General features: G+C 62.1%; 18 protein-coding genes. All 18 read left to right on the top strand.

Features of this window, described 5'->3' with window-relative positions:
• Positions 1-16 precede the first annotated feature (16 nt).
• The 18 genes from gloB to BM70_RS0117735 all read left to right on the top strand — a co-directional run bounded on the left by gloB (position 17) and on the right by BM70_RS0117735 (position 25,264).
• A complete protein-coding gene (gloB, locus tag BM70_RS0117825) occupies positions 17-784 on the top strand; it encodes a hydroxyacylglutathione hydrolase (protein WP_025857230.1) in 768 nt (255 codons plus the stop codon).
• Positions 785-882: 98 nt separating this feature from the next.
• Positions 883-2,298 carry a lytic transglycosylase domain-containing protein gene (locus tag BM70_RS0117820; protein ID WP_025857229.1) on the top strand — a complete coding sequence of 472 codons (1,416 nt, stop codon included), beginning with the start codon at positions 883-885 and terminating at the stop codon, positions 2,296-2,298.
• 317 nt (positions 2,299-2,615) lie between these two features.
• Complete coding sequence (locus BM70_RS0117815; protein ID WP_025857228.1) at positions 2,616-4,445, top strand: extracellular solute-binding protein; 1,830 nt, start codon at positions 2,616-2,618, stop codon at positions 4,443-4,445.
• Positions 4,442-6,280, top strand: coding sequence for an extracellular solute-binding protein (locus BM70_RS0117810; protein WP_025857227.1), 1,839 nt, complete (start codon positions 4,442-4,444; stop codon positions 6,278-6,280). The genes BM70_RS0117815 and BM70_RS0117810 overlap by 4 nt, the downstream gene beginning before the upstream one ends.
• Positions 6,281-7,357, top strand: coding sequence for a microcin C ABC transporter permease YejB (locus BM70_RS0117805; RefSeq protein WP_025857226.1), 1,077 nt, complete (start codon positions 6,281-6,283; stop codon positions 7,355-7,357). It begins immediately after the preceding gene.
• A 1-nt stretch (position 7,358) separates the two neighbouring features.
• Entirely contained in the window at positions 7,359-8,378 is a 1,020-nt protein-coding gene (locus BM70_RS0117800; RefSeq protein ID WP_012723835.1) for an ABC transporter permease, read from the top strand.
• Between the two features lies 1 nt (position 8,379).
• A complete protein-coding gene (locus tag BM70_RS0117795) occupies positions 8,380-9,984 on the top strand; it encodes an ABC transporter ATP-binding protein (RefSeq protein WP_025857225.1) in 1,605 nt (534 codons plus the stop codon).
• 492 nt (positions 9,985-10,476) lie between these two features.
• Positions 10,477-10,758, top strand: a complete 282-nt coding sequence (locus BM70_RS0117785; RefSeq protein ID WP_003174386.1) for a peptidylprolyl isomerase — start codon at positions 10,477-10,479, stop codon at positions 10,756-10,758.
• Between the two features lie 130 nt (positions 10,759-10,888).
• Positions 10,889-12,748, top strand: a complete 1,860-nt coding sequence (locus BM70_RS0117780; RefSeq protein WP_025857224.1) for an extracellular solute-binding protein — start codon at positions 10,889-10,891, stop codon at positions 12,746-12,748.
• Entirely contained in the window at positions 12,748-13,809 is a 1,062-nt protein-coding gene (locus BM70_RS0117775) for a microcin C ABC transporter permease YejB (RefSeq protein WP_025857223.1), read from the top strand. Before BM70_RS0117780 ends, BM70_RS0117775 begins: the two co-directional genes overlap by 1 nt.
• Entirely contained in the window at positions 13,809-14,831 is a 1,023-nt protein-coding gene (locus BM70_RS0117770; protein WP_025857222.1) for an ABC transporter permease, read from the top strand. The genes BM70_RS0117775 and BM70_RS0117770 overlap by 1 nt, the downstream gene beginning before the upstream one ends.
• A gap of 10 nt (positions 14,832-14,841) precedes the next feature.
• Positions 14,842-16,413, top strand: a complete 1,572-nt coding sequence (locus BM70_RS0117765; RefSeq protein ID WP_025857221.1) for an ABC transporter ATP-binding protein — start codon at positions 14,842-14,844, stop codon at positions 16,411-16,413.
• A gap of 59 nt (positions 16,414-16,472) precedes the next feature.
• Positions 16,473-17,882, top strand: a complete 1,410-nt coding sequence (locus tag BM70_RS0117760; RefSeq protein ID WP_025857220.1) for a sigma-54-dependent Fis family transcriptional regulator — start codon at positions 16,473-16,475, stop codon at positions 17,880-17,882.
• A gap of 285 nt (positions 17,883-18,167) precedes the next feature.
• Complete coding sequence (locus BM70_RS0117755; RefSeq protein WP_025857219.1) at positions 18,168-19,559, top strand: GntP family permease; 1,392 nt, start codon at positions 18,168-18,170, stop codon at positions 19,557-19,559.
• A 7-nt stretch (positions 19,560-19,566) separates the two neighbouring features.
• Positions 19,567-20,340, top strand: a complete 774-nt coding sequence (hbdH, locus tag BM70_RS0117750; RefSeq protein ID WP_025857218.1) for a 3-hydroxybutyrate dehydrogenase — start codon at positions 19,567-19,569, stop codon at positions 20,338-20,340.
• A gap of 13 nt (positions 20,341-20,353) precedes the next feature.
• Positions 20,354-22,312, top strand: coding sequence for an acetoacetate--CoA ligase (locus tag BM70_RS0117745; RefSeq protein WP_025857217.1), 1,959 nt, complete (start codon positions 20,354-20,356; stop codon positions 22,310-22,312).
• Between the two features lie 137 nt (positions 22,313-22,449).
• On the top strand, positions 22,450-24,945 hold the full coding sequence (locus BM70_RS0117740) for a PAS domain-containing protein (protein ID WP_025857215.1): 2,496 nt from the start codon (positions 22,450-22,452) through the stop codon (positions 24,943-24,945).
• A gap of 43 nt (positions 24,946-24,988) precedes the next feature.
• Complete coding sequence (locus tag BM70_RS0117735) at positions 24,989-25,264, top strand: peptidylprolyl isomerase (RefSeq protein ID WP_003174397.1); 276 nt, start codon at positions 24,989-24,991, stop codon at positions 25,262-25,264.
• Positions 25,265-25,288: the final 24 nt, after the last annotated feature.

The following is a 25,288-nucleotide window of genomic DNA, read 5'->3' as shown; positions in this document are numbered from 1 at the left end:
CTTGGCGAATCGAAGAATGATACAGATCAGTGCCCTGCCCGCCTTCACCGATAACTACATCTGGTTGTTACAGGACCCGCGCACCCAACGCTGCGCCGTGGTCGACCCCGGCGACGCCGCCCCGGTGCTGGCCTGGCTCGAGCAGAACCCTGGCTGGCGCCTCAGCGACATCCTGATCACCCACCACCACCATGATCATGTCGGCGGCGTCGAACAACTCAAAGGTGTAACCGACGCCAAGGTCTACGGCCCGGCCAACGAGAAGATCCCGGCACGGGACGTGGCGCTCGACGACAACGACCGCATCACGGTGCTCGGCTGGGACTTCGACATTTATACCGTGCCCGGCCACACCCTGGGCCACATCGCCTTTTATCACCAGGGCGTGCTGTTTTGTGGCGACACCCTGTTCGCCGCCGGTTGCGGGCGATTGTTCGAAGGCACGCCGGAACAGATGCACGCCTCCCTCGAGCGGTTGGCCGCCCTGCCCACCGACACCCTGGTGTACTGCACCCACGAATACACACAAAGTAACCTCAAATTCGCCCAGGCGGTGGAACCGGATAACGCCGATATCGCCAAACGGGTGGAAAGCGTCCGCCAACTCCGGGCCCGTGGCGAGATCACGCTGCCTTCCAACCTGGCCCTGGAACGGCTGACCAACCCTTTTCTGCGCACCTCTGAAACATCCGTTAAACAAAAAGCGGACGAACGGAACGGGCGCGACAACCGCTCTGCGGCCGAGGTGTTTGCTAGCTTGAGGGCTTGGAAAGATAAGTTCTAACCGGAAGCGATCTGATACGTAATTTCTGAATGGTTGACCGGAACCAAACGGGTTTCTAGAATCGCCCGACATTTTTGCCCGGAACTTACTTCCAGCCAATGTCGTCATCTATTCGTAAATCCAACCATTCAGACGCATTGACCCGCCTGGCTCAAGCTGTGGCGGTGGCTGTGTCCGCCACGCTGGCGGGCTGCCAATCAAGCAATTTCACCGCACAATCCACCGTGCAACCCAAGCCTAACCTCAGCGCCAAGATCAAACAGAAACCCGTCATCTGGCTGTCGGAGAAGCCAACTCCCGAGGCCCCCCAAGACGTCTGGGAACGCATGCGACGGGGCTTTCAATTGCAGGAAGGCGTAGGCGTCAACCCGCGCATCGAGCAACAGCGCCTGTGGTTCGCCAGCAACCCGTCCTTCCTGGAGAACGCCGGAGAACGCGGCAGTCTCTACATTCATTACATCGTCGAACGCCTTGAAGAACGCAATATGCCCCTGGAGCTGGCACTGCTGCCAGTGATTGAAAGTGCCTACAACCCGATGGCCTATTCGCGCAGCGATGCAGTCGGTTTGTGGCAGTTCATCCCCTCCACCGGGCGCTACTTCAACCTGCGCCAGACCCGGGCCTACGATGGCCGCCGCGACATCACCGCCTCCACCACCGCCGCCCTCGACTACCTGACCCGCCTGCACGACATGTTCAACGGTGACTGGCTGCTGGCCCTGGCCGCCTACAACGCTGGCGAAGGTACGGTGAGCCGGGCGATCGAGCGCAACGAGAAGCTCGGCCTGCCGACCGACTACTGGAACCTGCCCCTGCCCCAGGAAACCAAGGACTACGTGCCCAAGTTCCTGGCGCTGTCCCAAGTGGTACTGGCGCCCGAAGCCTATGGCGTCAACCTGAACCCGATTGCCAACACGCCGTACTTCGAAGTGGTTGAAGTCAAGCAAAGCATGGACCTTTCCCGGGTCGCCGCGCTGGCCGAGATCGACGAAGACGAACTGTTCCAGCTCAACCCGGCCCTGAAACAACGCACCACCCTGGACGGTCCCCAGCATTTGCTGGTGCCAAGCTCCAAGGCGCAGCTGCTCACCAGCACCCTTTCGACGATGAAGCCGGAAGAATTACTGGCGATGCGGCCGAAAAAGCAGGTGTTCGACGAAGTCGAGACTGCGCGGGTTGCCGGGCGTACCCGCAGCTACAAAGTGCGCAATGGCGACAACCTCACGCTGATCGCCAAGGCCAACAAGGTCGACGTGCACGACCTGCAGCGCTGGAACAAGCTCAACGGCCAGGCCCTCAAGGTCGGCCAGACCCTGGTAATGCAGGACACGCGCAAGCTGGTGGCCAAGGCTGACAGCAAGAAGCCCGTGCAATACAAGGTCAAGAAAGGCGACTCGCTGTACATCGTCGCCAAGCGCTTCAACGTCGAGATGCAACATCTCAAGCGCTGGAACCCCCGCACTGGCCAGGCGCTCAAGCCAGGGCAGATGCTGGTGGTTTCCGGGCCACGCTGACTGAAAAACCCAGCCTGTTTGTGTGAGCCGGCTCGCTGTGGTGAGCCTGCTTGCTGTGGTGAGCGGGCTTGCTGTGGTGAGCGGGCTTGCCCCGCGCTGGGCTGCACAGCAGCCCTAAAACCAGGCAATGAGTCTTGTCTGGAAGAATGCGTATAGCAACTAGGGCTGCTTAGCGGCCCAGCGCGGGGCAAGCCCACTCACCACACAAGCCTGCTCCCACCTAGGTTTATCGCCATTTCCAAGATGCTTTTTCCAACCGGAACAAGCTGTTACTGTACCGATCATAAAGCCCAAGCCGCCTGGATCGGATCCCTGACTTGAAGCGTCCCCTCCTTCTACTAATAAGTCTGGCCTTGAGCTTTGCTGCGAACGCGACGATTACCGAGAGCCACGGTTATGCGCAGTTCGGCAGCCTCAAGTACCCGGCCAAATTCACCCACTTCGATTGGGTAAACCCTGCAGCGCCGAAAGGCGGGACATTGCGGGTCATGGCCTTTGGCACGTTCGACACCCTCAACCCCTACACCTTCAAGGGCTCAAGCCCCGTTTCCACGCCCAACTTCCTGCAATACGGCGTCAATGAGCTGAACGAGCCGTTGATGGTCGGCACCGGCCTGTACGCGCCTTCCGGCGATGAACCCACCTCCAGCTATGGACTGATCGCCCAGTCGGTGGAGTACAGCGAAGACCGCAGCTGGGTGGTGTTCAACCTGCGCCCGGAAGCGCGCTTCCACGATGGCAAGCCGATCACCGCCTATGACGTGGCGTTTTCCTATCGCACCCTGCTGACCGAAGGTCATCCGCAATACCGCACCAACCTGCAGGAAGTGGCGCGGGTGGATATCCTCAACCGTCACCGCATCCGCTTTGTGTTCAAGCGCGCCGGCAACCCGTTGCTGATCCTGCGCCTGGGCGAGTTGCCGGTATTGCCCCAGCACTACTGGAAAAACCGCGACTTCAAGGCCACCACCTTCGAACCGCCACTGGGCAGCGGGCCCTACCGCATCACCAAAGTGAGCCCTGGCCGGCAACTGGTGTTCGAACGGGTCAAGGACTACTGGGGCAAGGACCTGCCGGTCAACCAGGGTTTCTACAACTATGACAAGGTCGAGGTAGAGTTCTACCGCGACAGCGATGTGGCCTTCGAAGCGTTCAAGGCCGGCGAGTTCGATATCTACATCGAGCACCAGGCCAAGAACTGGGCCAATGGCTATAACTTCCCGGCGGTGAACCGCGGTGACGTGATCAAGGCGCAGATCGCGCACCAGATCCCCACCCAGAGCCAGGGGCTGTTCATGAACAGCCGGCGGCCGACCTTCAGCCAGACCAAGGTGCGTGAAGCCCTGGGGCTGATGTTCGACTTCGAATGGACCAACCGCACCCTGTTCAGCAGCGCCTATAAACGCACTTTGAGCTACTACCCCAACAGCGAGTTCTCCGCGACCGGCGTGCCCACCGGCCATGAATGGCTGATGCTCTCGCCCTACCGCGAGCAGTTGCCGGCCAACCTGTTTACCCAACCGTTCAGCCTGCCCCAGACCGACGGGCGCGGCATCTCCCGTGAGACCCTGCGCAACGCCCTGGCCCTGCTCGGCGAAGCCGGTTGGAAGCTGTCAGGCCAACGGCTCCTCAACAAGGACGGGCAACCGCTGCGCTTCGAGATCCTGCTGGTCAACCCGAACCTGGAGCGCATCCTGCAGCCCTACGTCGAGAACCTGATCAGCATCGGCATCGACGCGCGCCTGCGGACCGTCGACCGCGCCCAGTACAAGCAACGCCTGGATCAATTCGACTTCGACATGATCCTGATCACCCTCAACCAGACCTTGAGCCCGGGCCTTGAGCAGTGGCAGTACTTCCACTCCAGCCAGGCCGCGATCAAGGGCAGCAAGAACTATGCAGGCATCGCCAACCCGATTGTCGATCACCTGCTGGAACAACTCCTGGCAGCCAGGACTCGCGAGGAGCAACTGGCCGCCGGCCGTGCCCTGGACCGGGTGCTGCTGTGGCAGCACTACAGCATTCCCAACTGGTACCTCAACTATCATCGCCTGGCGTACCGCAACCGGTTCGCCTTTGTCACCACGCCGCCCTACAGCCTGGGCCTGAGCGCATGGTGGCTGAAAGCTTCGGAGAAAGCCCAATGATGTATTTGCGTACTGCCCTGCTCGGCAGCCTGCTGCTGTGCACCGTGGCCCAAGCCGCTCCGCAACATGCACTGACGTTGTACAACGAACCGCCGAAATACCCCGCCGACTTCAAGCATTTCGACTACGTCAACCCGGACGCGCCCAAGGGCGGCACGTTCCGCGAGTCGGCCATGGGTGGCTTCGACAGCCTCAACCCCTATATCAGCAAGGGCGTCCCGGCCGACAACCTCGGCCTGATCTACGACACCCTGGCGATGCAAAGCCTGGATGAGCCCATCACCGAATACGGCCTGGTCGCCGGCAAGATCGAAAAAGCCCCGGACAACAGCTGGGTGCGCTTCTACCTGCGCCCCGAAGCACGCTTCCATGACGGCCACCCGATCCGCGCCGAGGACGTGGTGTTCACCTTCCAGGAACTGATCAAGGAAGGCTCACCGATCTACCGTACCTATTACGCCGACGTCGACGAAGTGGTGGCCGAAGACCCGTTGAAGGTGCTGTTCAAGTTCAAGCGCACCAATAACCGCGAATTGCCACTGATCCTCGGGCAACTGCCGGTATTGCCCAAGCATTGGTGGGCCACCCGCGACTTCGCCAAGGGCAACCTCGAAGTGCCGCTGGGCAGCGGGCCGTACAAGGTCGCCGAGGTCAAGGCCGGACGCATGATCCGCTACGAGCGGGTCAAGGATTACTGGGCCAAGGACCTGCCGGTCGCCAAGGGCTTCTACAACTTCGACAACCGCATCACCGACTATTACCGCGACAGCACCGTCTCCCTGGAAGCCTTGAAGGCCGGGCAGTTCGACTACTGGCTGGAATTCAGCGCCAAGAACTGGGCCAATGCCTACAACATTCCGGCCGTGACCGAAGGCCGCTTGATCAAGGAAGAAATCCCCAACGGCAATCCGACCGGGATGCAGGGCTTTGTGTTCAACATGCGCAAGCCGATGTTCCAGGACGTGCGGGTGCGCAAGGCCATCAGCCTGTTGCTGGATTTCGAGTGGAGCAACAAGCAGCTGTTCAACGGCGCCTACACCCGCACCCGCAGTTATTTCGAAAACTCCGAGATGGCCGCCACCGGCCTGCCCGGCCCGGACGAGCTGAAAATCCTCGAGCCGCTGCGCGACAAGATCCCGTCCGAAGTCTTCACCCAAGCCTTCGAACCGGCCAGGACCGATGGCAGCGGCATGATCCGTACCCAGCAACGCGAAGCCTACCAACTGATGCAGGAGGCCGGCTGGCGCATCGTCGATGACAAGATGGTCGACACCACCGGCAAGCCGGTGAAAATCGAGTTCCTGCTGGCCCAGACCGAATTCGAACGTATCCTGCTGCCCTTCAAGCGCAACCTCGCTGACCTGGGGATCGACCTGGTGATCCGTCGGGTTGACGTCTCGCAGTTCATCAACCGTATTCGCTCGCGGGACTTTGACATGCTGGTGGGCAGCTTCCCGCAGTCCACCTCACCGGGTAACGAGCAACGGGAATTCTGGAAGTCCTCCAGCGCCGACAAACCCGGCAGCCGCAACTACATGGGCCTCAAGGACCCGGCCATCGACCAACTGGTGGAAGAGTTGATCGACGCCGATTCGCGCAAAAGCCTGGTGGCGCATGCCAAGGCCCTGGACCGCGTGTTGCAGTTCGGCTACTACGTGATCCCGAACTGGCACATCAAGACCTTCCGCGTCGCGTACTGGGACCACCTGGGCCACCCCAAGGTCCCGCCGCGCTACGACGTCGGCACCGCTACCTGGTGGGCCAAACCCAACGCCAAACCGGCAGTCTCCCTCGACACGACCCAGACCGCCGACCCGGCGAGCGGAGGCGATTAAATGCTGGCCTATATCTTTCGCCGCCTGTTGCTGATCATTCCCACGCTGTTCGGGATCCTGCTGATCAACTTCGTCATCATCCAGGCCGCCCCCGGTGGCCCGGTGGAACAGATGATCGCCAAGCTCGAAGGCTTCGAGGGCGCCACCAGCCGGATTGCCGGCGGCGGTGCCGAAGTTTCGGTAGCGGGCTCCAGCAGCTACCGTGGCGCCCAGGGCCTGGACCCGGCGCTGATCAAGGAAATCGAGAAGATGTACGGCTTCGATAAATCGGCGCCGGAACGCCTGTGGATCATGGTCAAGAACTACGCCCAGCTGGATTTCGGCGACAGCTTCTTCCGTGACGCCAAGGTCATCGACCTGATCAAGGAAAAGATGCCGGTGTCCATCTCCCTCGGGTTATGGAGCACGCTGATCATGTACCTGGTGTCCATCCCCCTGGGGATCGCCAAGGCCACGCGGCACGGCAGCCATTTCGATGTGTGGACCAGTTCGGCGATCATCGTCGGCTACGCGATCCCGGCGTTCCTGTTTGCGATCCTGTTGATCGTGGTGTTTGCCGGTGGCAGCTACCTGGATTGGTTCCCCCTGCGCGGGCTCACGTCGAACAACTTCGACGAGCTGAGCTGGGGCGGCAAGATCCTCGATTACTTCTGGCACCTGGCGCTGCCGATTACCGCGCTGGTGATCGGTAACTTCGCCACCATGACCCTGCTGACCAAGAACAGCTTTCTCGACGAGATCAACAAGCAATATGTGATCACCGCCAAAGCCAAAGGCCTGACCAACCACCGCGTGCTGTATGGCCATGTGTTTCGCAACGCGATGCTGCTGGTGATCGCCGGCTTCCCCTCGGCGTTCATCGGGATCTTCTTTACCGGCTCGTTGCTGGTGGAAGTGATCTTCTCTCTCGACGGCCTGGGCCTGATGAGCTTTGAAGCGGCGATCAACCGCGACTACCCGGTGGTGTTCGGCACGCTGTTCATCTTCACCCTGCTGGGGCTGATCGTGAAACTGATCGGCGACCTCACCTACACCCTGGTCGATCCGCGTATCGACTTTGCCAGCCGGGAGCATTGAGATGAACCTGTCCCCCCTCAATCGCCGCCGGTTCGAGCGGTTCAAGGCCAACAAGCGTGGCTGGTGGTCGCTGTGGCTGTTCCTGATCCTGTTCGTGCTGAGCCTGGGCGCCGAGCTGATCGCCAACGACAAGCCGCTGGCCGTGCACTACGACGGTGGCTGGTACTTCCCGGCGCTCAAGCGCTACCCGGAGACCACCTTCGGCGGTGAATTCCCGCTGGAGGCCAACTACAAGAGCCCGTATATCCAGGAGCTGCTCAAGGCCAAGGATGCCTGGACCTTGTGGGCGCCGATCCCGTTCAGCTACCAGAGCATCAACTACGACCTCAAGGTCCCCGCGCCGGCGCCGCCCTCTTCCGTGAACTTGCTGGGCACCGACGACCAGGGCCGCGACGTACTGGCGCGGGTGATCTACGGGTTCCGCGTGTCGGTGCTGTTTGCCCTCACCCTCACCGTGCTCAGCTCGATCATCGGCGTGATCGCCGGGGCCTTGCAGGGCTTCTACGGCGGCTGGGTCGACCTGGCCGGGCAGCGCTTCCTGGAGATCTGGTCCGGGTTGCCGGTGTTGTACCTGTTGATCATCCTCGCCAGCTTCGTGCAGCCCAACTTCTGGTGGCTGCTGGGGATCATGCTGCTGTTTTCGTGGATGAGCCTGGTGGACGTGGTGCGCGCCGAGTTCCTGCGCGGGCGCAACCTGGAATACGTGCGCGCGGCCAGGGCCCTGGGCATGCAGAACGGCGCGATCATGTTCCGCCACATTTTGCCGAATGCGATGGTGTCGACCATGACCTTCATGCCGTTCATTCTCACCGGCGCCATCGGCACCCTCACCGCCCTGGACTTCCTCGGCTTTGGCCTACCGGCAGGTTCGCCGTCGCTGGGGGAACTGGTGGCCCAGGGCAAATCCAACCTGCAAGCGCCGTGGCTGGGCATGAGTGCCTTTGCCGTGCTGGCGATCATGTTGAGTTTGCTGGTGTTTATCGGCGAGTCCGCTCGCGATGCCTTCGACCCGAGGAAATGAGATGAATCAGGACAATCTGATCGAAGTCCGCGACCTCTCCGTCGAGTTCGTCACGGGCGACCACCACCACCGCGTGGTGAACAACGTCAGCTTCGACATCAAGCGCGGCGAAACCATCGCACTGGTCGGCGAAAGCGGTTCGGGCAAATCGGTGACGGCCCACTCGATCCTGCGCCTGCTGCCCTACCCGCTGGCGCGGCACCCCTCTGGCACCATCAACTATGCCGGGCAGGACCTGCTGACACTGAAAGAAAAAACCATCCGGCACATTCGCGGCAACCGCATTGCGATGATCTTCCAGGAGCCGATGACCTCGTTGAACCCGCTGCACAATATCGAGAAGCAGATCAACGAAGTGCTGGGCCTGCACAAGGGGCTCACCGGCAAGGTGGCCACCCAGCGCACCCTGGAGTTGCTGGAACTGGTGGGCATTCCCGAGCCGCACAAGCGCCTCAAGGCCCTGCCTCATGAACTGTCCGGCGGCCAGCGCCAACGGGTGATGATTGCCATGGCGTTGGCCAATGAGCCGGAACTGCTGATCGCCGACGAGCCCACCACGGCGCTCGACGTGACGGTACAGTTGAAAATCCTCGAACTGCTCAAGGAACTGCAGGCACGGCTGGGCATGGCACTGCTGTTGATCAGCCATGACTTGAACCTGGTGCGGCGTATCGCCCATCGCGTGTGTGTGATGCAAAAGGGTTGCATCGTCGAGCAGGCCGATTGCGAAACGCTGTTCCAGGCACCGCAGCACCCATACACCCAGGAATTGTTGGCGGCGGAACCCAGCGGCGGCCCGGCGACCAACGTGATCGGCCCACCGTTGCTGGAGGTCGATGACCTGAAAGTGTGGTTCCCGATCAAGAAGGGCTTTTTGCGCAACACCGTCGATTACGTCAAGGCGGTGGACGGCATCAACTTCAGCCTGCCCCAGGGGCAGACCCTGGGCATCGTCGGCGAAAGCGGCTCGGGCAAATCCACCCTGGGCCTGGCGATTCTGCGGTTGATCGGCAGCAAGGGCGGGATTCGCTTTGAAGGCCAGCAACTGGATCGTCTCACCCAGCAACAAGTGCGTCCGTTGCGTCGGGAAATGCAGGTGGTGTTCCAGGATCCGTTCGGCAGCTTGAGCCCGCGGATGTGTGTCAGCGAGATCGTCGGCGAAGGGTTGCGTATCCATAAGATGGGTACGCCCGCCGAGCAAGAGGCGGCGATTATTGCGGCGCTCAAGGAAGTGGGGTTGGACCCGGAATCGCGGCATCGCTACCCGCACGAGTTCTCGGGTGGCCAGCGCCAGCGCATTGCCATTGCCCGGGCGCTGGTGCTTAAGCCGCGTCTGATTTTGCTGGACGAGCCGACCTCGGCGCTGGATCGCACGGTGCAGCGGCAAGTGGTGGAGTTGTTGCGCAGCTTGCAGGCCAAGTACAACTTGACCTATCTGTTTATCAGCCATGATTTGGCGGTGGTCAAGGCGTTGAGCCATCAGTTGATGGTGGTGAAGCATGGCCAGGTGGTGGAACAGGGGGATGCGGCGGGAATTTTTGCCGCGCCGCAGCATGGGTATACGCGGCAGTTGTTGGAGGCGGCGTTTTTGGTGCCTGGGGTTTAGGTTTTGCTGGGTGAATATCCGTTGGTTGGGTGATGGCTGCTAAACGCGGTCCTGAGCCGGCTTGCCGGCGATGGTCTTCAACGATGATGCGGGGGAACCAGGCAAAACGCGGCGGTCTCACGTTTTTCGCCGGCAAGCCAGCGCCTACAGAAGACGAAAAGCGTATCCACGATGCGAAGCGAGTCGCTCTTGATCTTGATCTGAGGCGCCCCGTCAAGCCTTCGTTCGGGCACACCGAGCCTGGGCGAGGTGCCGAGTGTTGGGGCAAGAGCGCTTTGGTTACTTTCGCGCTTTTCGAAAGTGACCCGCCGTAAGGGCGGAACCCATATCAGCCATCACCGCAGCCACGGATATGTACACCACCACCACCACCACCACCACCACCACCACCACCACCACCACCACCACCACCACCACCCCAACGGAACTTTGCCAGGAAATAACCGCCTGAATCCGGTAGGCTCACCTTTTTTATTCAAGGAGTTACTTCCCATGGCCAAAGCCACCGCCCGTCACATCCTCGTTTCCACTGAAGACAAGTGCAACGAACTCAAGGCCCAAATCGAAGGCGGCGCCGATTTCGCAGAAGTCGCCAAAGCCAACTCCAGCTGCCCATCCAGCCGCCAAGGTGGCGACCTGGGTTCGTTCGGCCCAGGCCAGATGGTCAAGGAATTCGACACCGTCGTCTTCAGCGCCCCGGTCAACACCGTGCAAGGTCCGGTGAAAACCCAGTTCGGCTACCACCTGCTGGAAGTCACCAGCCGCCAGGACTGATCCAGTCTGTGCTGATGCTATAAACAACGGCCCGCCTTTTGGTGGGCCGTTGTGCATGTGATGACTGGCGACGCTGATGCCGTTAGCGTACAAATCCATTTTCTTATTCATACGGCGTTCAAGGCTGACAATGCGATTGGCTTTTTCCTACATTCTTAGCTCAAGCCTGGCCCTGCTGCTGGCCAGCACTGCCGTGATCGCGGCGCCCCAACCGTACCTGACGGTGTACGGCGAACCGGCCAAGTACCCCGCCGGCTTTACCCATTTCGACTACGCCAACCCCAACGCCCCCAAGGGCGGCAGCCTGCGCCGCTCGGCCATCGAGATCGGGCGCTTCGACCATGTGCTGCCGTATATCGACAAAGGCATCGGCGTGTCCCAGGTCGACGGCTGGCTCTACGCCCCTCTGGCCCAGCGTTCCCTGGACGAGCCCTACACGGTCTACGGCCTGGTCGCCGAGAAAATGGAGCGCGCCGACGATGGCCTGTCGCTGCGTTTTTTCCTCAACCCCAAGGCACGCTTCGCCGACGGCAAGCCGATTACCGCCGAAGACGTGCGCTACAGCTTCGACCTGTTGATGACCCAGGGCAGCCTGCGCTTTCGCACCCTGTTCGCCGACGTGAAACACGTCGAAGTCGAAGGCGAACGCCAGGTGCGCTTCGATTTCTCCAGCAATGAAAACCGCACCCTGCCCCTGGATATCGCCACCCTGCCGGTCTTCCCCGAGCACTGGTGGAAAACCCGCGACTTCGCCAACGGCGGCGGCTATGAAGCGCCACTGGGCAGCGGCCCGTACACAGTCAGCAAGATCGACTCCGGCAGCACCATCACCTTTACCCGCGACCCGAACTGGTGGGGCAAGGACCTGCCCGTGAGCCGTGGCCTGTACAATTTCGATCACCTGAGCCTGGAGTATTTCGGCGACACCGAAGTGGCCCGCCAGGTATTGCGCGGCGGCGCCTACGATTTCAACCGCGAATTCTCCGCCACCGGCTATTCCATCGGCTACAACGGCCCGGCCCTGGATGACGGTCGTCTGCAACGTGCGCACTTGGCCAAGGAGATGCCGCAACCGGCCCAGGGCTATGTGTTCAACGTGCAAAAACCGATGTTCAAGGACCGCCGCGTGCGCCAAGCCCTGGCGATGCTGTGGGATTTCGAATGGGCCAACCGGCAAATGATGCGCAATATGTACATCCGCCAGCAGAGTTACTTCTCCAACAGCCCGCTGGCCGCCAGCCAGCCGCCGACAAAAGAAGAGCTGGCGATTCTTGAACCCTTGCGCGGCCAAGTGCCGGACGAAGTGTTCACCCAGGTGTTCAAGGCACCAGTCACCGACGGCAGCGGCATGATCCGCGACAAGCAGCTGCAAGCCCTGGCCTTGCTGGAGGACGCCGGCTGGAAACCGCAGGGCGACAAACTGGTGAATGCCGAGGGTGAGCCGCTGGAGTTCACGTTCCTTAACGCCCAAAGCGGCATGGAGCGCCTGTTGCTACCGTACAAGCGCAACCTGGCGCAGATCGGCATCACCCTGAATATCCGCCGTATCGACTCCTCCCAGTATGTAAACCGGGTGATGGCACGGGACTACGACATGATCGTCACCGGCTTCCCGGTCACCACCTCGCCCGGCATGGAGCTGTACAACTACTTCGGCTCGGCCGCTGCGTTTGACCCCGGCGCCAACAACTACATGGTGCTCAAGGACCCCGCCGTCGACAGCCTGATCAAGGGCCTGGTCAAGGCCGACACCCAGGCGCAGATGCTCACCTACGCCCACGCGCTGGACCGGGTGCTGCAATGGAACTACCTGTGGATCCCCAATTACTACCCACCCGGCACCTCGGCAGCGTGGTGGAACCGCTTCGGCCGCCCGGCCATCGAGGCGAAAAACGACGAAGCCCTGGAAACCTGGTGGGAAATCAGCCCCACGCCACTGACCAATGAGCAAATGAACGCTGAGCTGAAAAAACGCGGAGGTGCCCGCTGATGTTTGCCTATATCGTGCGGCGCCTGCTGCTGATCATCCCGACGCTGGTGATCATTCTGCTGGTGAATTTCGTGATCGTGCAGGCCGCTCCCGGCGGCCCGGTGGAACAGGCCATCGCCCACCTGCAAGGGATCGGCGGCGGCGGTGTCGGCGGCTCGTCCGGCGAAGGCATCAGCGGCGGTTCCCGCGCCAGCCGGGGCCTGGACCCGAAACTCATTGCGGACATCGAAAAACAGTACGGCTTCGACAAGCCCGCGCCGGAACGGCTGTGGTTGATGCTCAAGAGCTACGCCCAGCTGGACTTCGGCAACAGCTTCTTTCGCGGCAAGACGGTGATCGACCTGATCCTCGAAAAAATGCCGGTGACCATTTCCCTTGGCCTGTGGGCCACGCTGATCACCTACCTGGTGTCGATCCCCCTGGGGATTCGCAAGGCGGTGCGCCACGGCAGCAGCTTCGATGTGTGGAGCAGCACCGCGATCGTCATCGGCTATGCGATGCCGGCGTTCCTGTTCGCGATGTTCCTGATCGTGGTGTTTGCCGGCGGCACTTCGCTGAACTGGTTCCCGGTGCGCGGGCTGGTGTCGGAGAACTTCGAAGCGCTGAGCACCGTGGGCAAGATCGCCGACTATTTCTGGCACCTGGTCTTGCCCGTCACTTCGTTGGTGATCGGCGGGTTCGCCACGCTGACCATCCTCACCAAAAACTCGTTCCTCAATGAAATCACGCGCCAGTACGTGGTGACCGCCCGCGCCAAGGGCTTGAGCGAACGGCGCGTGTTGTACGGGCATGTGTTCCGCAACGCGATGTTGCTGGTGATCTCCGGCATACCCCAGGCCTTTATCGCGGTGTTCTTCGCCGGCTCCCTGCTGATCGAGGTGATCTTCTCCCTCGATGGCCTGGGTCGCATGAGCTACGAAGCCGCGGTGTCCCGCGATTACCCGGTGGTGTTCGGTTCGTTGTTTATCTTCACGTTGTTCGGCCTCTTGATAAAACTCATCGGTGACCTCTGCTACACCCTGGTGGACCCGCGTATCGACTTCGCCGCGAGGAACGCCTGATGCCTAACCTGTCTCCCGTGGCGCGTCGGCGTTTCGAGCGTTTCAAGAAGAACCGTCGCGGCTGGTGGTCGCTGTGGCTATTCATCGGCCTGTTTATCCTGACCCTCGGCGGCGAATTGATCGCCAATGACAAGCCTTTGGTGCTCAGCTTCAAGAACGAGCTGTATTTCCCGGTGTTCAAGCGTTACACCGAACAGCAGTTCGGCGGCCAGCTGCCGTTCCAGGCCGACTACCGCAGTGACTACGTGCAAAAGCTGATCAAGCAGGACGGCGGTTGGATGCTGTTCCCGCCGATCCCGTTCAGCGACGACACGCCCAACTACGAACTGACCCGCCCTGCCCCCAGCCCGCCCTCGGCGGTGAACTGGCTAGGCACCGATGACCAATCACGGGATGTGCTGGCGCGGGTGATCTTTGGCGCACGGGTGTCGATCCTGTTTGCCCTGGCGCTCACTGCGATCAGCGCGGCCATCGGCATTGCAGCCGGTGCGTTGCAGGGCTATTACGGCGGCTGGGTGGACTTGATCGGCCAGCGCGTGCTTGAGGTGTGGTCCGGGCTGCCAGTGTTGTACCTGCTGATCATCCTGTCGGGCTTTGTGGAGCCGAATTTCTGGTGGTTGCTGGGGATCATGGCGCTGTTTTCCTGGCTGGCCCTGGTGGACGTGGTGCGCGCCGAGTTCCTGCGCGGGCGCAACCTGGAATACGTCAAGGCCGCACGGGCCCTGGGCCTGGGTGACGGCAAGATCATTCGCCGGCATATCCTGCCCAACGCCATGACGGCCACCTTGAGCTACCTGCCGTTTATCCTGACCGGGGCGATTTCTACCCTGAGCGCCCTGGATTTCCTCGGCTTTGGCATGCCCGCCGGCAGTGCGTCGCTGGGCGAACTGATCGCCCAGGGCAAGCAGAACCTGCAAGCGCCGTGGCTGGGCCTGACGGCGTTCTTCACACTGGCGCTGATCCTGTCGCTGCTGGTCTTTATCGGCGAGGCGTTGCGTGATGCCTTCGACCCCCGTTCATGAGTGAGCGCATATGAACCTGATCGAAATCCGCGACCTCAGCGTCGCCTTCAGCGGCCAGACCGTCGTGCGCAACCTGTGCCTGGACGTGCGCCCCGGCGAGTGCCTGGCGCTGGTGGGCGAGTCGGGCTCGGGCAAGTCGGTGACGGCCCATTCGATCCTGCAATTGCTGCCCGAGGCCGGTACTGAAACCACCGGTTTCATCAAGTACCGCGGCCAGGAATTGGTGGGGGCTTCGGCCACCACCTTGCAGAAGCTGCGCGGCAACCGCATCGCCATGATCTTCCAGGAGCCGATGACCTCCCTCAACCCGCTGCACAGCATCGAAAAGCAGATCGGTGAAACCCTGCTGCTGCACAAGGGCCTGGGCGGCAAGGCGGCGCAGGCGCGTATCCTCGAATTGCTCCAACTGGTGGGCATCCAGAAACCCCAGGAACGCCTCAAGGCCTATCCGCACCAGCTCTCCGGCGGCCAGCGCCAACGGGTGATGATCGCCATGGCCCTGGCGTGCGAGCCGGAACTGCTGATCGCCGACGAACCCACCACCGCGCTGGATGTGACGGTGCAACGCAAGATCCTGCTGCTGCTCAAGTCCCTGCAGGAACGCCTGGGCATGTCGCTGTTGCTGATCAGCCACGACCTCAACCTGGTGCGCAGCATTGCCCAGCGCGTGTGCGTGATGCGCGCCGGCGAGATCGTCGAACAGGCCGAGTGCCAGACCCTGTTCAATGCGCCGCAACACCCCTATAGCCGCCTGCTGCTGGATGCGGAACCGGACGCTGAGGCGCTGTGCAGCGACGAGCGCGAGACGGTGTTGCAAGTGGACGACCTGACCGTGCAATTCCCCCTCGGCGGCGGGTTGTTCCGGCGCAAGACCTACCTGCGGGCGGTGGATGGCATCAGCCTCAGCGTGCAACGCGGCAAGACCCTGGGGATTGTCGGCGAGTCCGGCTCGGGCAAGTCCACCCTGGGCCAGGCAATCCTGCGGCTGCTGGACTCCACCGGCAGCATTCGCTTCCAGGGGGAAGCGCTCGACCCGCTGAACCCTCAGCAGATGCGCCCGTGGCGCAAGCAGATGCAGGTAGTCTTCCAGGACCCTTACGGCAGCCTCAGCCCGCGCATGACCGTGGAGCAGATCATCAGCGAAGGCCTGGAGGTGCACGCGCCGTGCAGCCTGGCCGACCGCGATGCGCAGGTGGTCCAGGTGCTCAAGGATGTCGGCCTCGACCCCGCCAGCCGCTACCGCTACCCCCATGAGTTTTCCGGTGGGCAGCGCCAACGCATCGCCATCGCCCGCGCCCTGGTGCTCAAGCCGGCGCTGATGCTGCTCGACGAACCGACCTCGGCCCTCGACCGCACCGTGCAGAAACAAGTGGTGACGTTACTGCGTGAGCTGCAAGACAAATATGGCCTGACCTACCTGTTTATCAGCCATGACCTGGCCGTGGTGCGCGCCATGGCCCATGACATGATCGTGATCAAGGACGGCCAGGTGGTGGAGCGCGGCGCCAGCCATCAGGTGTTCGATGCACCGCAGCATCCGTACACCAAAGAGCTGCTGGCAGCGGCGCATATTCCCTTGTAAACACGCCCGCTCCCACAAGGATCGCGATTCCATATTCAATTTGTGTTGGTAGCCTAAACATGAACATCACCGATAACCTCAAGGACTACCAACAGGTGCGCGGCCTGGCCATCCAGTCGCTGTTCGAGATCATCGAGCAGTCCAGCGAAGGCACGGTGATTGTCGACCGCGACGCCAATATCGTGTGGATGAACGAGCGCTACGCCAAGCGTTTCGGCCTCAAGAGCGCCGACGAAGCCATCGGCCAGCCGTGTGAACAGGTGATTTCCAACAGCCTGTTGCGCCAGGTGGTGCGCAACGACCAGCCGATCCTGCTGGATATCCAGGACACGCCCAAGGGCCCGCTGGTGGTGATGCGCCTGCCGATCCACAACGAGGCCGGCGCGGTGATCGGCGCGATCGGGTTTGCCTTGTTCGATGAGCTGCGCAACCTGTCGCCGCTGATCGAGCGTTACCTGAGCATGCAGCAGGAGTTGGCCTCGACGCGCTCGCTGCTGCGCTCACGCCAGAGCAAGTACAACTTTGCGCATTTCATCGGCACCAGCGCCGCCAGCCTCGAAGTGAAACGTCGGGCGCGGCGCAGCGCGAGTGCCGAATCGCCGGTATTGCTGCTGGGCGAGACCGGCACGGGCAAGGAGTTGCTGGCCCAGGCGATCCACGGTGCCTCCACGCGTGCGCACAAGGCCTTTGTCAGTATCAACAGCGCCGCCATTCCCGCTGACCTGCTCGAAGCCGAGTTCTTCGGCACGGCGCCAGGCGCATTTACCGGCGCCGACCGCAAAGGCCGCCCGGGCAAGTTCCAGATTGCCCAGGGCGGCACCTTGTTCCTCGATGAAATCGGCGACATGCCCTTGCCGCTGCAAAACAAACTGCTGCGGGTGCTGCAGGAAAAGGAATTCGAGCCGGTCGGCTCCAACGAGATGCTGCACAGCGATGTGCGGGTGATCGCGGCCACGTCCATGGACCTGGAAGCGGCGATCAAGCGCGGCGAGTTCCGTGCCGACCTGTATTACCGGCTGAATGTGCTGCCGATCCAGGTGCCTCCGTTGCGTGAGCGGCTGGAGGATATTCCGGCGCTCAGCGAGGCGATTCTGGAGGAACTGCGCAGCCAGCATGAACTGGACCGCGAGGCGTTGGCTTTGCTGGCGCAGCATGCGTGGCCCGGGAACATCCGCGAGCTGCGCAACGTGCTGGAACGGGCGGCATTGCTGAGTGATGACCTGGTGTTGAATGCCCCGGCGATCCGCGCAGCAATCGGCACCTTTACGCCGGTGGAACGTGGCAGCGCGGTGGCGGCGGTTGAGGGAGAAAGCTTCAGCGCAGCGCGGGAGCGGTTTGATCGGCAGGTGATCGGCGCGGCGTTGCGGGCCTGTGAGGGGAATGTGGTAGAAGCGGCCAAGCGATTAGGGCTCGGGCGGTCGACGTTGTACAAGAAAATGGTGGCGCTGGGCATCGATCAATCTCACTAAAGAGACATAAATCTCAATATACAGATGATCTACTGTGGGAGCTGGCTTGCCTGCGATAGCGTTGGTCCAGCTGAACAGTTGTGACTGATACACCGCTATCGCAGGCAAGCCAGCTCCCACATTTGATCTCTGACCGTCTCAAAATGGAGACAACATTCAAGAAAGTCGCTACTGATTTATATAAATTTTATAAATATCAATAAGTTATGAATTTGGCACATATCTCGCTATAGCCCTCCTCCAAAGCCTCACCCCACAAAAATAACAATCCGATGGAGACACACCATGAGTGTGATCATTGCCCTGGCAGCCCTCGCGCTGCTGATGCTGGCTGCCTACCGTGGCTATAGCGTTATCCTGTTTGCCCCCATCGCCGCCCTCGGCGCTGTCCTGCTCACCGACCCATCCGCCGTTGCGCCCGCGTTTACCGGGGTGTTCATGGAGAAGATGGTCGGCTTTATCAAACTGTATTTCCCGGTGTTCCTGCTCGGTGCGGTGTTCGGCAAGCTGATCGAGCTGTCGGGCTTTTCGCGCTCGATCGTGGCAGCCGCCATTCGCTTGCTCGGCACGCGCCAGGCCATGCTGGTGATCGTGCTGGTCTGCGCCCTGCTCACTTATGGCGGCGTGTCGTTGTTCGTGGTGGTGTTTGCGGTGTACCCGTTCGCGGCAGAGATGTTCCGCCAGAGCAATATCCCCAAGCGCCTGATCCCGGCGACCATCGCCCTCGGTGCATTCTCATTCACCATGGACGCCCTGCCCGGCACGCCGCAGATCCAGAACATCATCCCCAGTACGTTCTTCAACACCACGGCCTGGGCCGCGCCATGGCTGGGCCTGATCGGCACGATCTTCGTGTTCTGCGCCGGCATGCTCTACCTGGCGCGCCAGCGCAACAAGGCCCAGCGCGCCGGTGAAGGGTATGGCACGGAGCTTCGCAACGAGCCGGAAACCGCCGAGAACCTCACCCTGCCCAACCCTTGGATCGCGCTGTCGCCACTGATCCTGGTGGGTGTGATGAACCTGCTGTTCACCCACTGGATCCCGCAGTGGTACGGCAAGACCCACAGCCTCAGCCTGCCGGGCATGAGCGTCCCGGTCACCACCGAAATCGCCAAGCTCACCGCGATCTGGGCGGTGCAGGCCGCATTGCTGGTAGGGATTATCGTGGTGCTGGTGTTCGGCTTCTCGGCGATCAAGAGCAAGCTCGCCGAAGGCAGCAAAAGCGCGGTCAGCGGTGCGTTGCTGGCGGCGATGAATACGGCGTCGGAATACGGCTTCGGTGCGGTGATCGCCTCGCTGCCGGGTTTTCTGGTGCTGGCCGACTGGCTCAAGGGCATCCCCAACCCGCTGGTCAACGAAGCGATTACCGTGACCCTGCTGGCCGGCATCACCGGCTCTGCGTCGGGCGGCATGAGCATTGCCCTGGCGGCCATGTCCGAAAGCTTTATTTCGGCGGCCCATGCGGCCAATATCCCCCTTGAAGTGCTGCACCGCGTCGCGGCCATGGCCAGCGGCGGCATGGACACCCTGCCCCACAACGGCGCGGTGATCACGCTGCTGGCGGTCACCGGCCTGACCCACCGCGAAGCCTACAAGGACATTTTCGGCATCACGATCATCAAGACCCTCGCGGTGTTCGTGGTGATCGGTACTTTCTACGCCACCGGCATTGTGTGAGGTTTTCATGACGACATTGAACGGCAAGACCGCCCTGGTTACCGGCTCCACCAGCGGCATTGGCCTGGGCATCGCCCTGAGCCTGGCCAAGGCCGGCGCGAACCTGATTCTCAACGGCTTCGGCGACGCCAGCGCGGTGATCGCCCAGGTGCAGGCCTTCGGCGGCAAGGTCGGCCACCACCCCGCCGACGTCAGCGACCCGGCGCAGATCGCCGACATGATCGCCTACGCCGAACGTGAATTCGGCGGTGTCGATATCCTCGTCAACAACGCCGGCATCCAGCACGTGGCGCCGGTGGAAGACTTCCCCGCCGAGCGCTGGGATTCGATCATCGCGATCAACCTCTCCTCGGTGTTCCACAGCACGCGCTTGAGCCTGCCAGGGATGAAGGCCAGGGGTTGGGGGCGTATCGTCAACATCGCCTCGGTGCATGGCCAGGTCGGTTCGGTGGGCAAGGCGGCGTACGTGGCGGCCAAGCATGGCGTGATCGGCCTGACCAAAGTGGTCGGCCTGGAGACCGCTACCAGCAACGTCACCTGCAACGCTATCTGCCCAGGCTGGGTGCTGACGCCGCTGGTGCAGAAGCAGATCGATGATCGCGCGGCCAACGGCGTGGACCCGCAGCAGGCGCAACATGACCTGCTGGCGGAGAAGCAACCGTCGCTGGAATTTGTGACACCGCCACAATTGGGCGAACTGGTGCTGTTCCTGTGCAGCGAAGCCGGCAGCCAGGTGCGCGGTGCGGCGTGGAATATCGACGGTGGCTGGCTGGCACAATAAAAAGAGGCCCACTATGTCCGACATCCTCTGGCAACCTTCCCCGGAACGCATCGCCACCACGCGGATGGACCAGTTCCGGCGCTACATCAACCAGCGCTACAGCGTGCAGCTCAGCGACTACCCGGCCCTGCACCAGTGGAGCATCGACGAGCGTCCTGATTTCTGGCGGGCCATCGTGGCGTTCTTCGACGTGCAATTTCGCAGCCCGCCCACGGCGGTGCTGATCGAAGACGCCCAGATGCCCAGCGCCCAGTGGTTTCCCGGCGCGACCCTGAACTTTGCCGAGCACCTGCTGCGCCGCCGCGATGATCACCCAGCCGTGGTGGCGATCAGCGAAGACGGCCAGCGCGAACACTTGACCTACGCCGAACTCGCCGCCCACGTCGCCGGCCTGCAACACAGCCTGCGCGCGGCCGGTGTCACCCAGGGCGACCGCGTCGCCGCGTGCATGCCCAACACCTGGCAAACCCTGGTGGGCATGCTCGCCACCACCAGCCTGGGCGCAATCTGGTCGTGCTCATCGCCGGACTTCGGTACCCAGGGTGTGATCGACCGTTTCGGCCAGATCGAACCCAAGGTGCTGATCACCTGTGCCGGCTACCGCTACGCCGGCAAGGACATCGACCAGACCGCCAAGCTCAATGAAATCCTCGCGCGCCTGCCGTCCCTGGAACAGTTGATCATCGTGCCGTATGCCAGGCCTCAGGCGCGGGTCGAGGATTATCACAGCCACGCCGGCGTCACGCTGTGGCAGGACTTCTACACGCCTGGCGGCGACCCTGAATTCGTCGCGGTGCCGTTCGATCATCCGCTGTACATCCTGTACTCCAGCGGCACCACCGGCGTGCCCAAGTGCATCATCCACGGCACCGGCGGCGTGCTGCTCACCCACCTCAAGGAGCACGGCCTGCATGCCGACCTGTCCCGCGAGGACTGCCTGTTCTACTACACCACCTGCGGTTGGATGATGTGGAACTGGCTGGTGTCGGTACTGGCCGTCGGCGCCACGGCAGTGCTGTATGACGGCTCGCCGTTTCACCCCGGCCCCGAACGCTTGATCGACCTGATCGACGCGGAAAAGATCAGCGTGTTCGGCACCAGCCCCAAGTTTCTCGCCACCCTGGAAAAAGCCGGGCTGCAACCGCGCCTCAGCCACGACCTGGGCAGCCTCAAGGGGCTGATTTCGACCGGCTCGCCGCTGTCGCCGCAGAGCTACGACTACGTGTACCGCGAGATCAAGGGCGAGCTGTGCCTGTCGTCCATGTCGGGCGGCACCGATATCGTCTCCTGCTTTGTGATCGGCAACCCGGTGTTGCCGGTGCGCCGTGGCGAAATGCAGTGCAAGAGCCTGGCGATGGCCATCGAAGTGTGGGATGACCAGGGCCGTCCGCTGGTCGGCGAAAAAGGCGAACTGGTGTGCACCCGGCATTTCCCGGCCATGCCCATCGGCCTGTGGAACGACCCCGATCGGCAGAAACTGCGCGCCTCGTATTTCAGCCAGTTCCCCGGCGTATGGGCCCAGGGTGACTACGCCGAACAGCGCCCGAATGGCAGCCTGCTGATTCACGGGCGCTCCGACGCGGTGCTCAACCCCGGTGGCGTGCGCATCGGTACCGCAGAAATCTACCGTCAGGTGGAAAAGGTCCCGCAAGTGCTGGAAAGCCTGGCCATCGGCCAACGCTGGCAGGACGATGTGCGTGTGGTGCTGTTTGTGCGCCTCAATGACGGTGTTGAACTGGACGAAGCGCTGGCGCAACAGATTCGCCAAGTGATCCGCGCCAACACCACACCCCGGCATGTGCCGGCGAAGATTCTCGCGGTCAGCGATATCCCCCGCACCATCAGCGGCAAGATCGTTGAATTGGCGGTGCGCAATGTGGTGCACGGCGAGCCGGTGAAGAACACCGACGCCCTGGCCAACCCACAGGCGCTGGAGCAGTTTCGCGACCGTCCTGAACTGATACAAGGATGAAAGGTTTCAGCCCTGATGCACTCATTTGAAGACAAACCCCCAATGCATGCTATTTTTCGGGGGTAGTCACTCATTCCCCGACTCACGGGACAATGGGTGTTTTCATCGTTCAAAGCGTTACGATCAGGGTTTTTTTCATGAATGGAACATCCACCGGCAGCGAAGCCGCAGCATTGATCGCGCGGCTGGACTGGGCGCAAAGCCCGCTCGGTGAGGCCAATGATTGGCCGCAAAGCCTGCGTACCGCCGTGGACATCGTCGTCCACTCGCCAATGCCGATGCTGCTGCTGTGGGGCAACCAGCTCACGCAACTCTACAACGACGGCTTCGCCCTGCTGGCCGGCAACAAGCACCCCGAGGCGATGGGCCAGCCGGCACACCAGACCTGGCCGGAGCTCGAGAGCTTTACCGCGCCGGTCTACGACGCCGTGCTCAAAGGCCAGGTGCGCACGTTCAGCGAGCAGCGCCTCGTGCTGCAACGCCACAATCGCGACACTGAAATCTGGCTCGACCTGACCTACAGCCCGGTCCGCGATGAAAGCGGCCGCGTGGCCGGGATCCTGGTCACCGCCATCGAAACCAACGAGCGGCGCAGGGCCCGACACAACACCGAACAACGCCTGCAACTGGCGCTCGCGGCGACCGACGCGGTCGGCACCTGGGATTGGGACATCGGCGAAGACCGCTTTATCGCCGACGCGCACTTCGCCTACCTGCACGGTGTCGAACCGAGCGAAGCAGGCCGGCTGCCCATCAGCGATTACCTGCACGGCGTGCACCCCGAAGATCGCGGCATGGTGGCGCGCAGCATCAAGCACTGCATCACCTTCGGCACCGAGTACGCCGAGGAATACCGCCTGTTGCAAGCCGACGGCCAGGTGCGCTGGGTGTTTGCCCGCGGGCGCTGCTACAAGGATCATCAGGGCCGCCCGGCGCGCTTCCTCGGCGCCGCGCTGGACCTGACCGAGCGCAAGCACACCGAGCAGGCCTTGCGCCAAAGCCAGACCGAGCTGCAACTGATCATCAACGCCATGCCGGTGCTGATCGGGTATGTCGACCACGAAGAGCGCTTCCGCCTGAACAACAGCGCGTACCTGGAATGGTACGGCATGACGCCCCAGGAGCTGTACGGCAAGACCATCCGCGACGTAGTCGGCGACCAGGTGTATGCCGGGCGCGCGGACAAGATCGCCGCCGCGCTCAAGGGCAAGGCCTGCAGCTTCATGACCGTTACGCCGCACCGCGACGGCCGGCCGCGCCATGCCCTGATGAAATACCTGCCGCGCTTCAGCAATGACGGCTCGGTGAATGGTTTCTATATCTTTGTGATCGATGAGACCGAACGCAAGCTCACCGAAGAAGCACTGCGCAACCTCAACGAGAACCTCGAAGAACGCGTGGCCCAGCGCACCCAGGCGCTGGCCGAGGCGAACCAGCGCCTGCAAAACGAAATGTTCGAGCGCGAACGTGCCGAGGATGCGCTGCGCCATGCACAGAAGATGGAAGCCGTGGGCCAACTCACCGGCGGTATCGCCCATGACTTCAACAATATGCTCACCGGCATCATCGGCAGCCTGGACCTGATGCAGCGCTACATCGCCGCCGGGCGCAGTGACGAAATCAGTCGTTTTACCGATGCCGCCGTGTCCTCCGCCCATCGTGCCGCGGCCCTGACCCACCGGTTGCTGGCGTTCTCTCGGCGCCAGTCGCTGGACCGCCGTCCACTCGATCCCAACCAGTTGGTGGCGTCTCTCGAAGACCTGTTCCGCCGCACCAAGGGCGCGCATATCGGACTCAAGGTGCAACTCGGTCATGACATCTGGCCGGTGAACACCGACGCCAGCCAACTGGAAAACGCCCTGCTCAACCTGGTGATCAACGCGCGCGACGCCATGCCCGATGGCGGCGAGATACTGATCGAAACCGCCAACAGCTACCTGGACGGCACCGATATCACCACCCTGGAACCGGTCAAGGCCGGTGACTACGTGATGCTCGGCGTGTGCGACAACGGCACCGGCATGGCGCCGAAAATTCTTGCCAAGGCGTTCGACCCGTTCTTCACCACCAAGCCGATCGGCCAGGGCACCGGCCTGGGCCTGTCGATGATCTACGGGTTTGCCCAACAGTCCGGCGGCCACGTGACCATCCAGAGCGAACCGGACCAGGGAACGTGTGTGCGCCTGTACCTGCCGCGCCTGCATGGCACCGCCCTGGAAAGCCCGCTGCCCGCGCACTCGAGCGAAGCACCGCTGGCCCTGGCCGGTGAAGCGGTGGTGGTGGTCGAGGACGACCCGGCGGTGCGCATGCTGGTGGTCAATGTACTCGACGAACTGGGCTACACCGCGCACCAGGCGGCGGACGCCCGCGCAGCGCTGCCATTGCTGGAATCGGACCTGCGCGTGGACTTGCTGGTGACCGATGTTGGCCTGCCCGGCATGAATGGCCGGCAGCTTGCCGAAATCGCCCGCCAGCACCGGCCCGGTCTACGTGTGCTGTTCATGACCGGTTATGCCGAGAAAGCCGCCGAGCGCCAAGGGTTCCTGGAGGACGGCATGGACATGGTGGCCAAGCCGTTTTCCATCGACCAACTGGCGACGAAAATCCGCAGCATGATCAACGTTGACCCATGAGTTCAGGCATAATCGCGCGCCGTCGCACACCTGGTAGAGATCAATGAAAGCCCAAGCCCGTCATATCCTGGTGAAAACCAGCGAAGAAGCCGAACAGCTCAAGCAACGCATCGCCAAGGGCGAGGCGTTCGATGTGCTGGCCAAGAAGTACTCCACTTGCCCGTCCGGCAAGCGCGGCGGCGACCTGGGTGAAGTGCGGCCCGGGCAGATGGTGGGGGCGATTGATGCGGTGATCTTCAAGAAGCCGGTAAAGGTGGTTCACGGGCCGATCAAGAGCAAGTTCGGCTATCACCTGGTGCAGGTGTTTTACCGCGATTGATCAGGTAGTCAGCCAACTTTTGTA

It is taken from the genome of Pseudomonas sp. CHM02 (assembly GCF_000612585.1).
Taxonomy (GTDB): domain Bacteria; phylum Pseudomonadota; class Gammaproteobacteria; order Pseudomonadales; family Pseudomonadaceae; genus Aquipseudomonas.
Note: the sequence above shows the minus strand (reverse complement) of the source record. Positions and strands in the feature narration are given on the sequence as shown.

Excerpts from the sequence above, each read along its gene's own strand:
- hbdH (WP_025857218.1), top strand. The coding sequence starts at position 19,567 with ATGACGACATTGAACGGCAAGACCGCCCTGGTTACCGGCTCCACCAGC.
- BM70_RS0117820 (WP_025857229.1), top strand. The coding sequence starts at position 883 with ATGTCGTCATCTATTCGTAAATCCAACCATTCAGACGCATTGACCCGC.
- BM70_RS0117795 (WP_025857225.1), top strand. The coding sequence starts at position 8,380 with ATGAATCAGGACAATCTGATCGAAGTCCGCGACCTCTCCGTCGAGTTC.
- BM70_RS0117765 (WP_025857221.1), top strand. The coding sequence starts at position 14,842 with ATGAACCTGATCGAAATCCGCGACCTCAGCGTCGCCTTCAGCGGCCAG.
- gloB (WP_025857230.1), top strand. The coding sequence starts at position 17 with ATGATACAGATCAGTGCCCTGCCCGCCTTCACCGATAACTACATCTGG.
- BM70_RS0117755 (WP_025857219.1), top strand. The coding sequence starts at position 18,168 with ATGAGTGTGATCATTGCCCTGGCAGCCCTCGCGCTGCTGATGCTGGCT.
- BM70_RS0117775 (WP_025857223.1), top strand. The coding sequence starts at position 12,748 with ATGTTTGCCTATATCGTGCGGCGCCTGCTGCTGATCATCCCGACGCTG.
- BM70_RS0117735 (WP_003174397.1), top strand. The coding sequence starts at position 24,989 with ATGAAAGCCCAAGCCCGTCATATCCTGGTGAAAACCAGCGAAGAAGCC.
- BM70_RS0117770 (WP_025857222.1), top strand. The coding sequence starts at position 13,809 with ATGCCTAACCTGTCTCCCGTGGCGCGTCGGCGTTTCGAGCGTTTCAAG.
- BM70_RS0117760 (WP_025857220.1), top strand. The coding sequence starts at position 16,473 with ATGAACATCACCGATAACCTCAAGGACTACCAACAGGTGCGCGGCCTG.
- BM70_RS0117780 (WP_025857224.1), top strand. The coding sequence starts at position 10,889 with ATGCGATTGGCTTTTTCCTACATTCTTAGCTCAAGCCTGGCCCTGCTG.
- BM70_RS0117810 (WP_025857227.1), top strand. The coding sequence starts at position 4,442 with ATGATGTATTTGCGTACTGCCCTGCTCGGCAGCCTGCTGCTGTGCACC.
- BM70_RS0117745 (WP_025857217.1), top strand. The coding sequence starts at position 20,354 with ATGTCCGACATCCTCTGGCAACCTTCCCCGGAACGCATCGCCACCACG.
- BM70_RS0117800 (WP_012723835.1), top strand. The coding sequence starts at position 7,359 with ATGAACCTGTCCCCCCTCAATCGCCGCCGGTTCGAGCGGTTCAAGGCC.
- BM70_RS0117785 (WP_003174386.1), top strand. The coding sequence starts at position 10,477 with ATGGCCAAAGCCACCGCCCGTCACATCCTCGTTTCCACTGAAGACAAG.
- BM70_RS0117805 (WP_025857226.1), top strand. The coding sequence starts at position 6,281 with ATGCTGGCCTATATCTTTCGCCGCCTGTTGCTGATCATTCCCACGCTG.
- BM70_RS0117740 (WP_025857215.1), top strand. The coding sequence starts at position 22,450 with ATGAATGGAACATCCACCGGCAGCGAAGCCGCAGCATTGATCGCGCGG.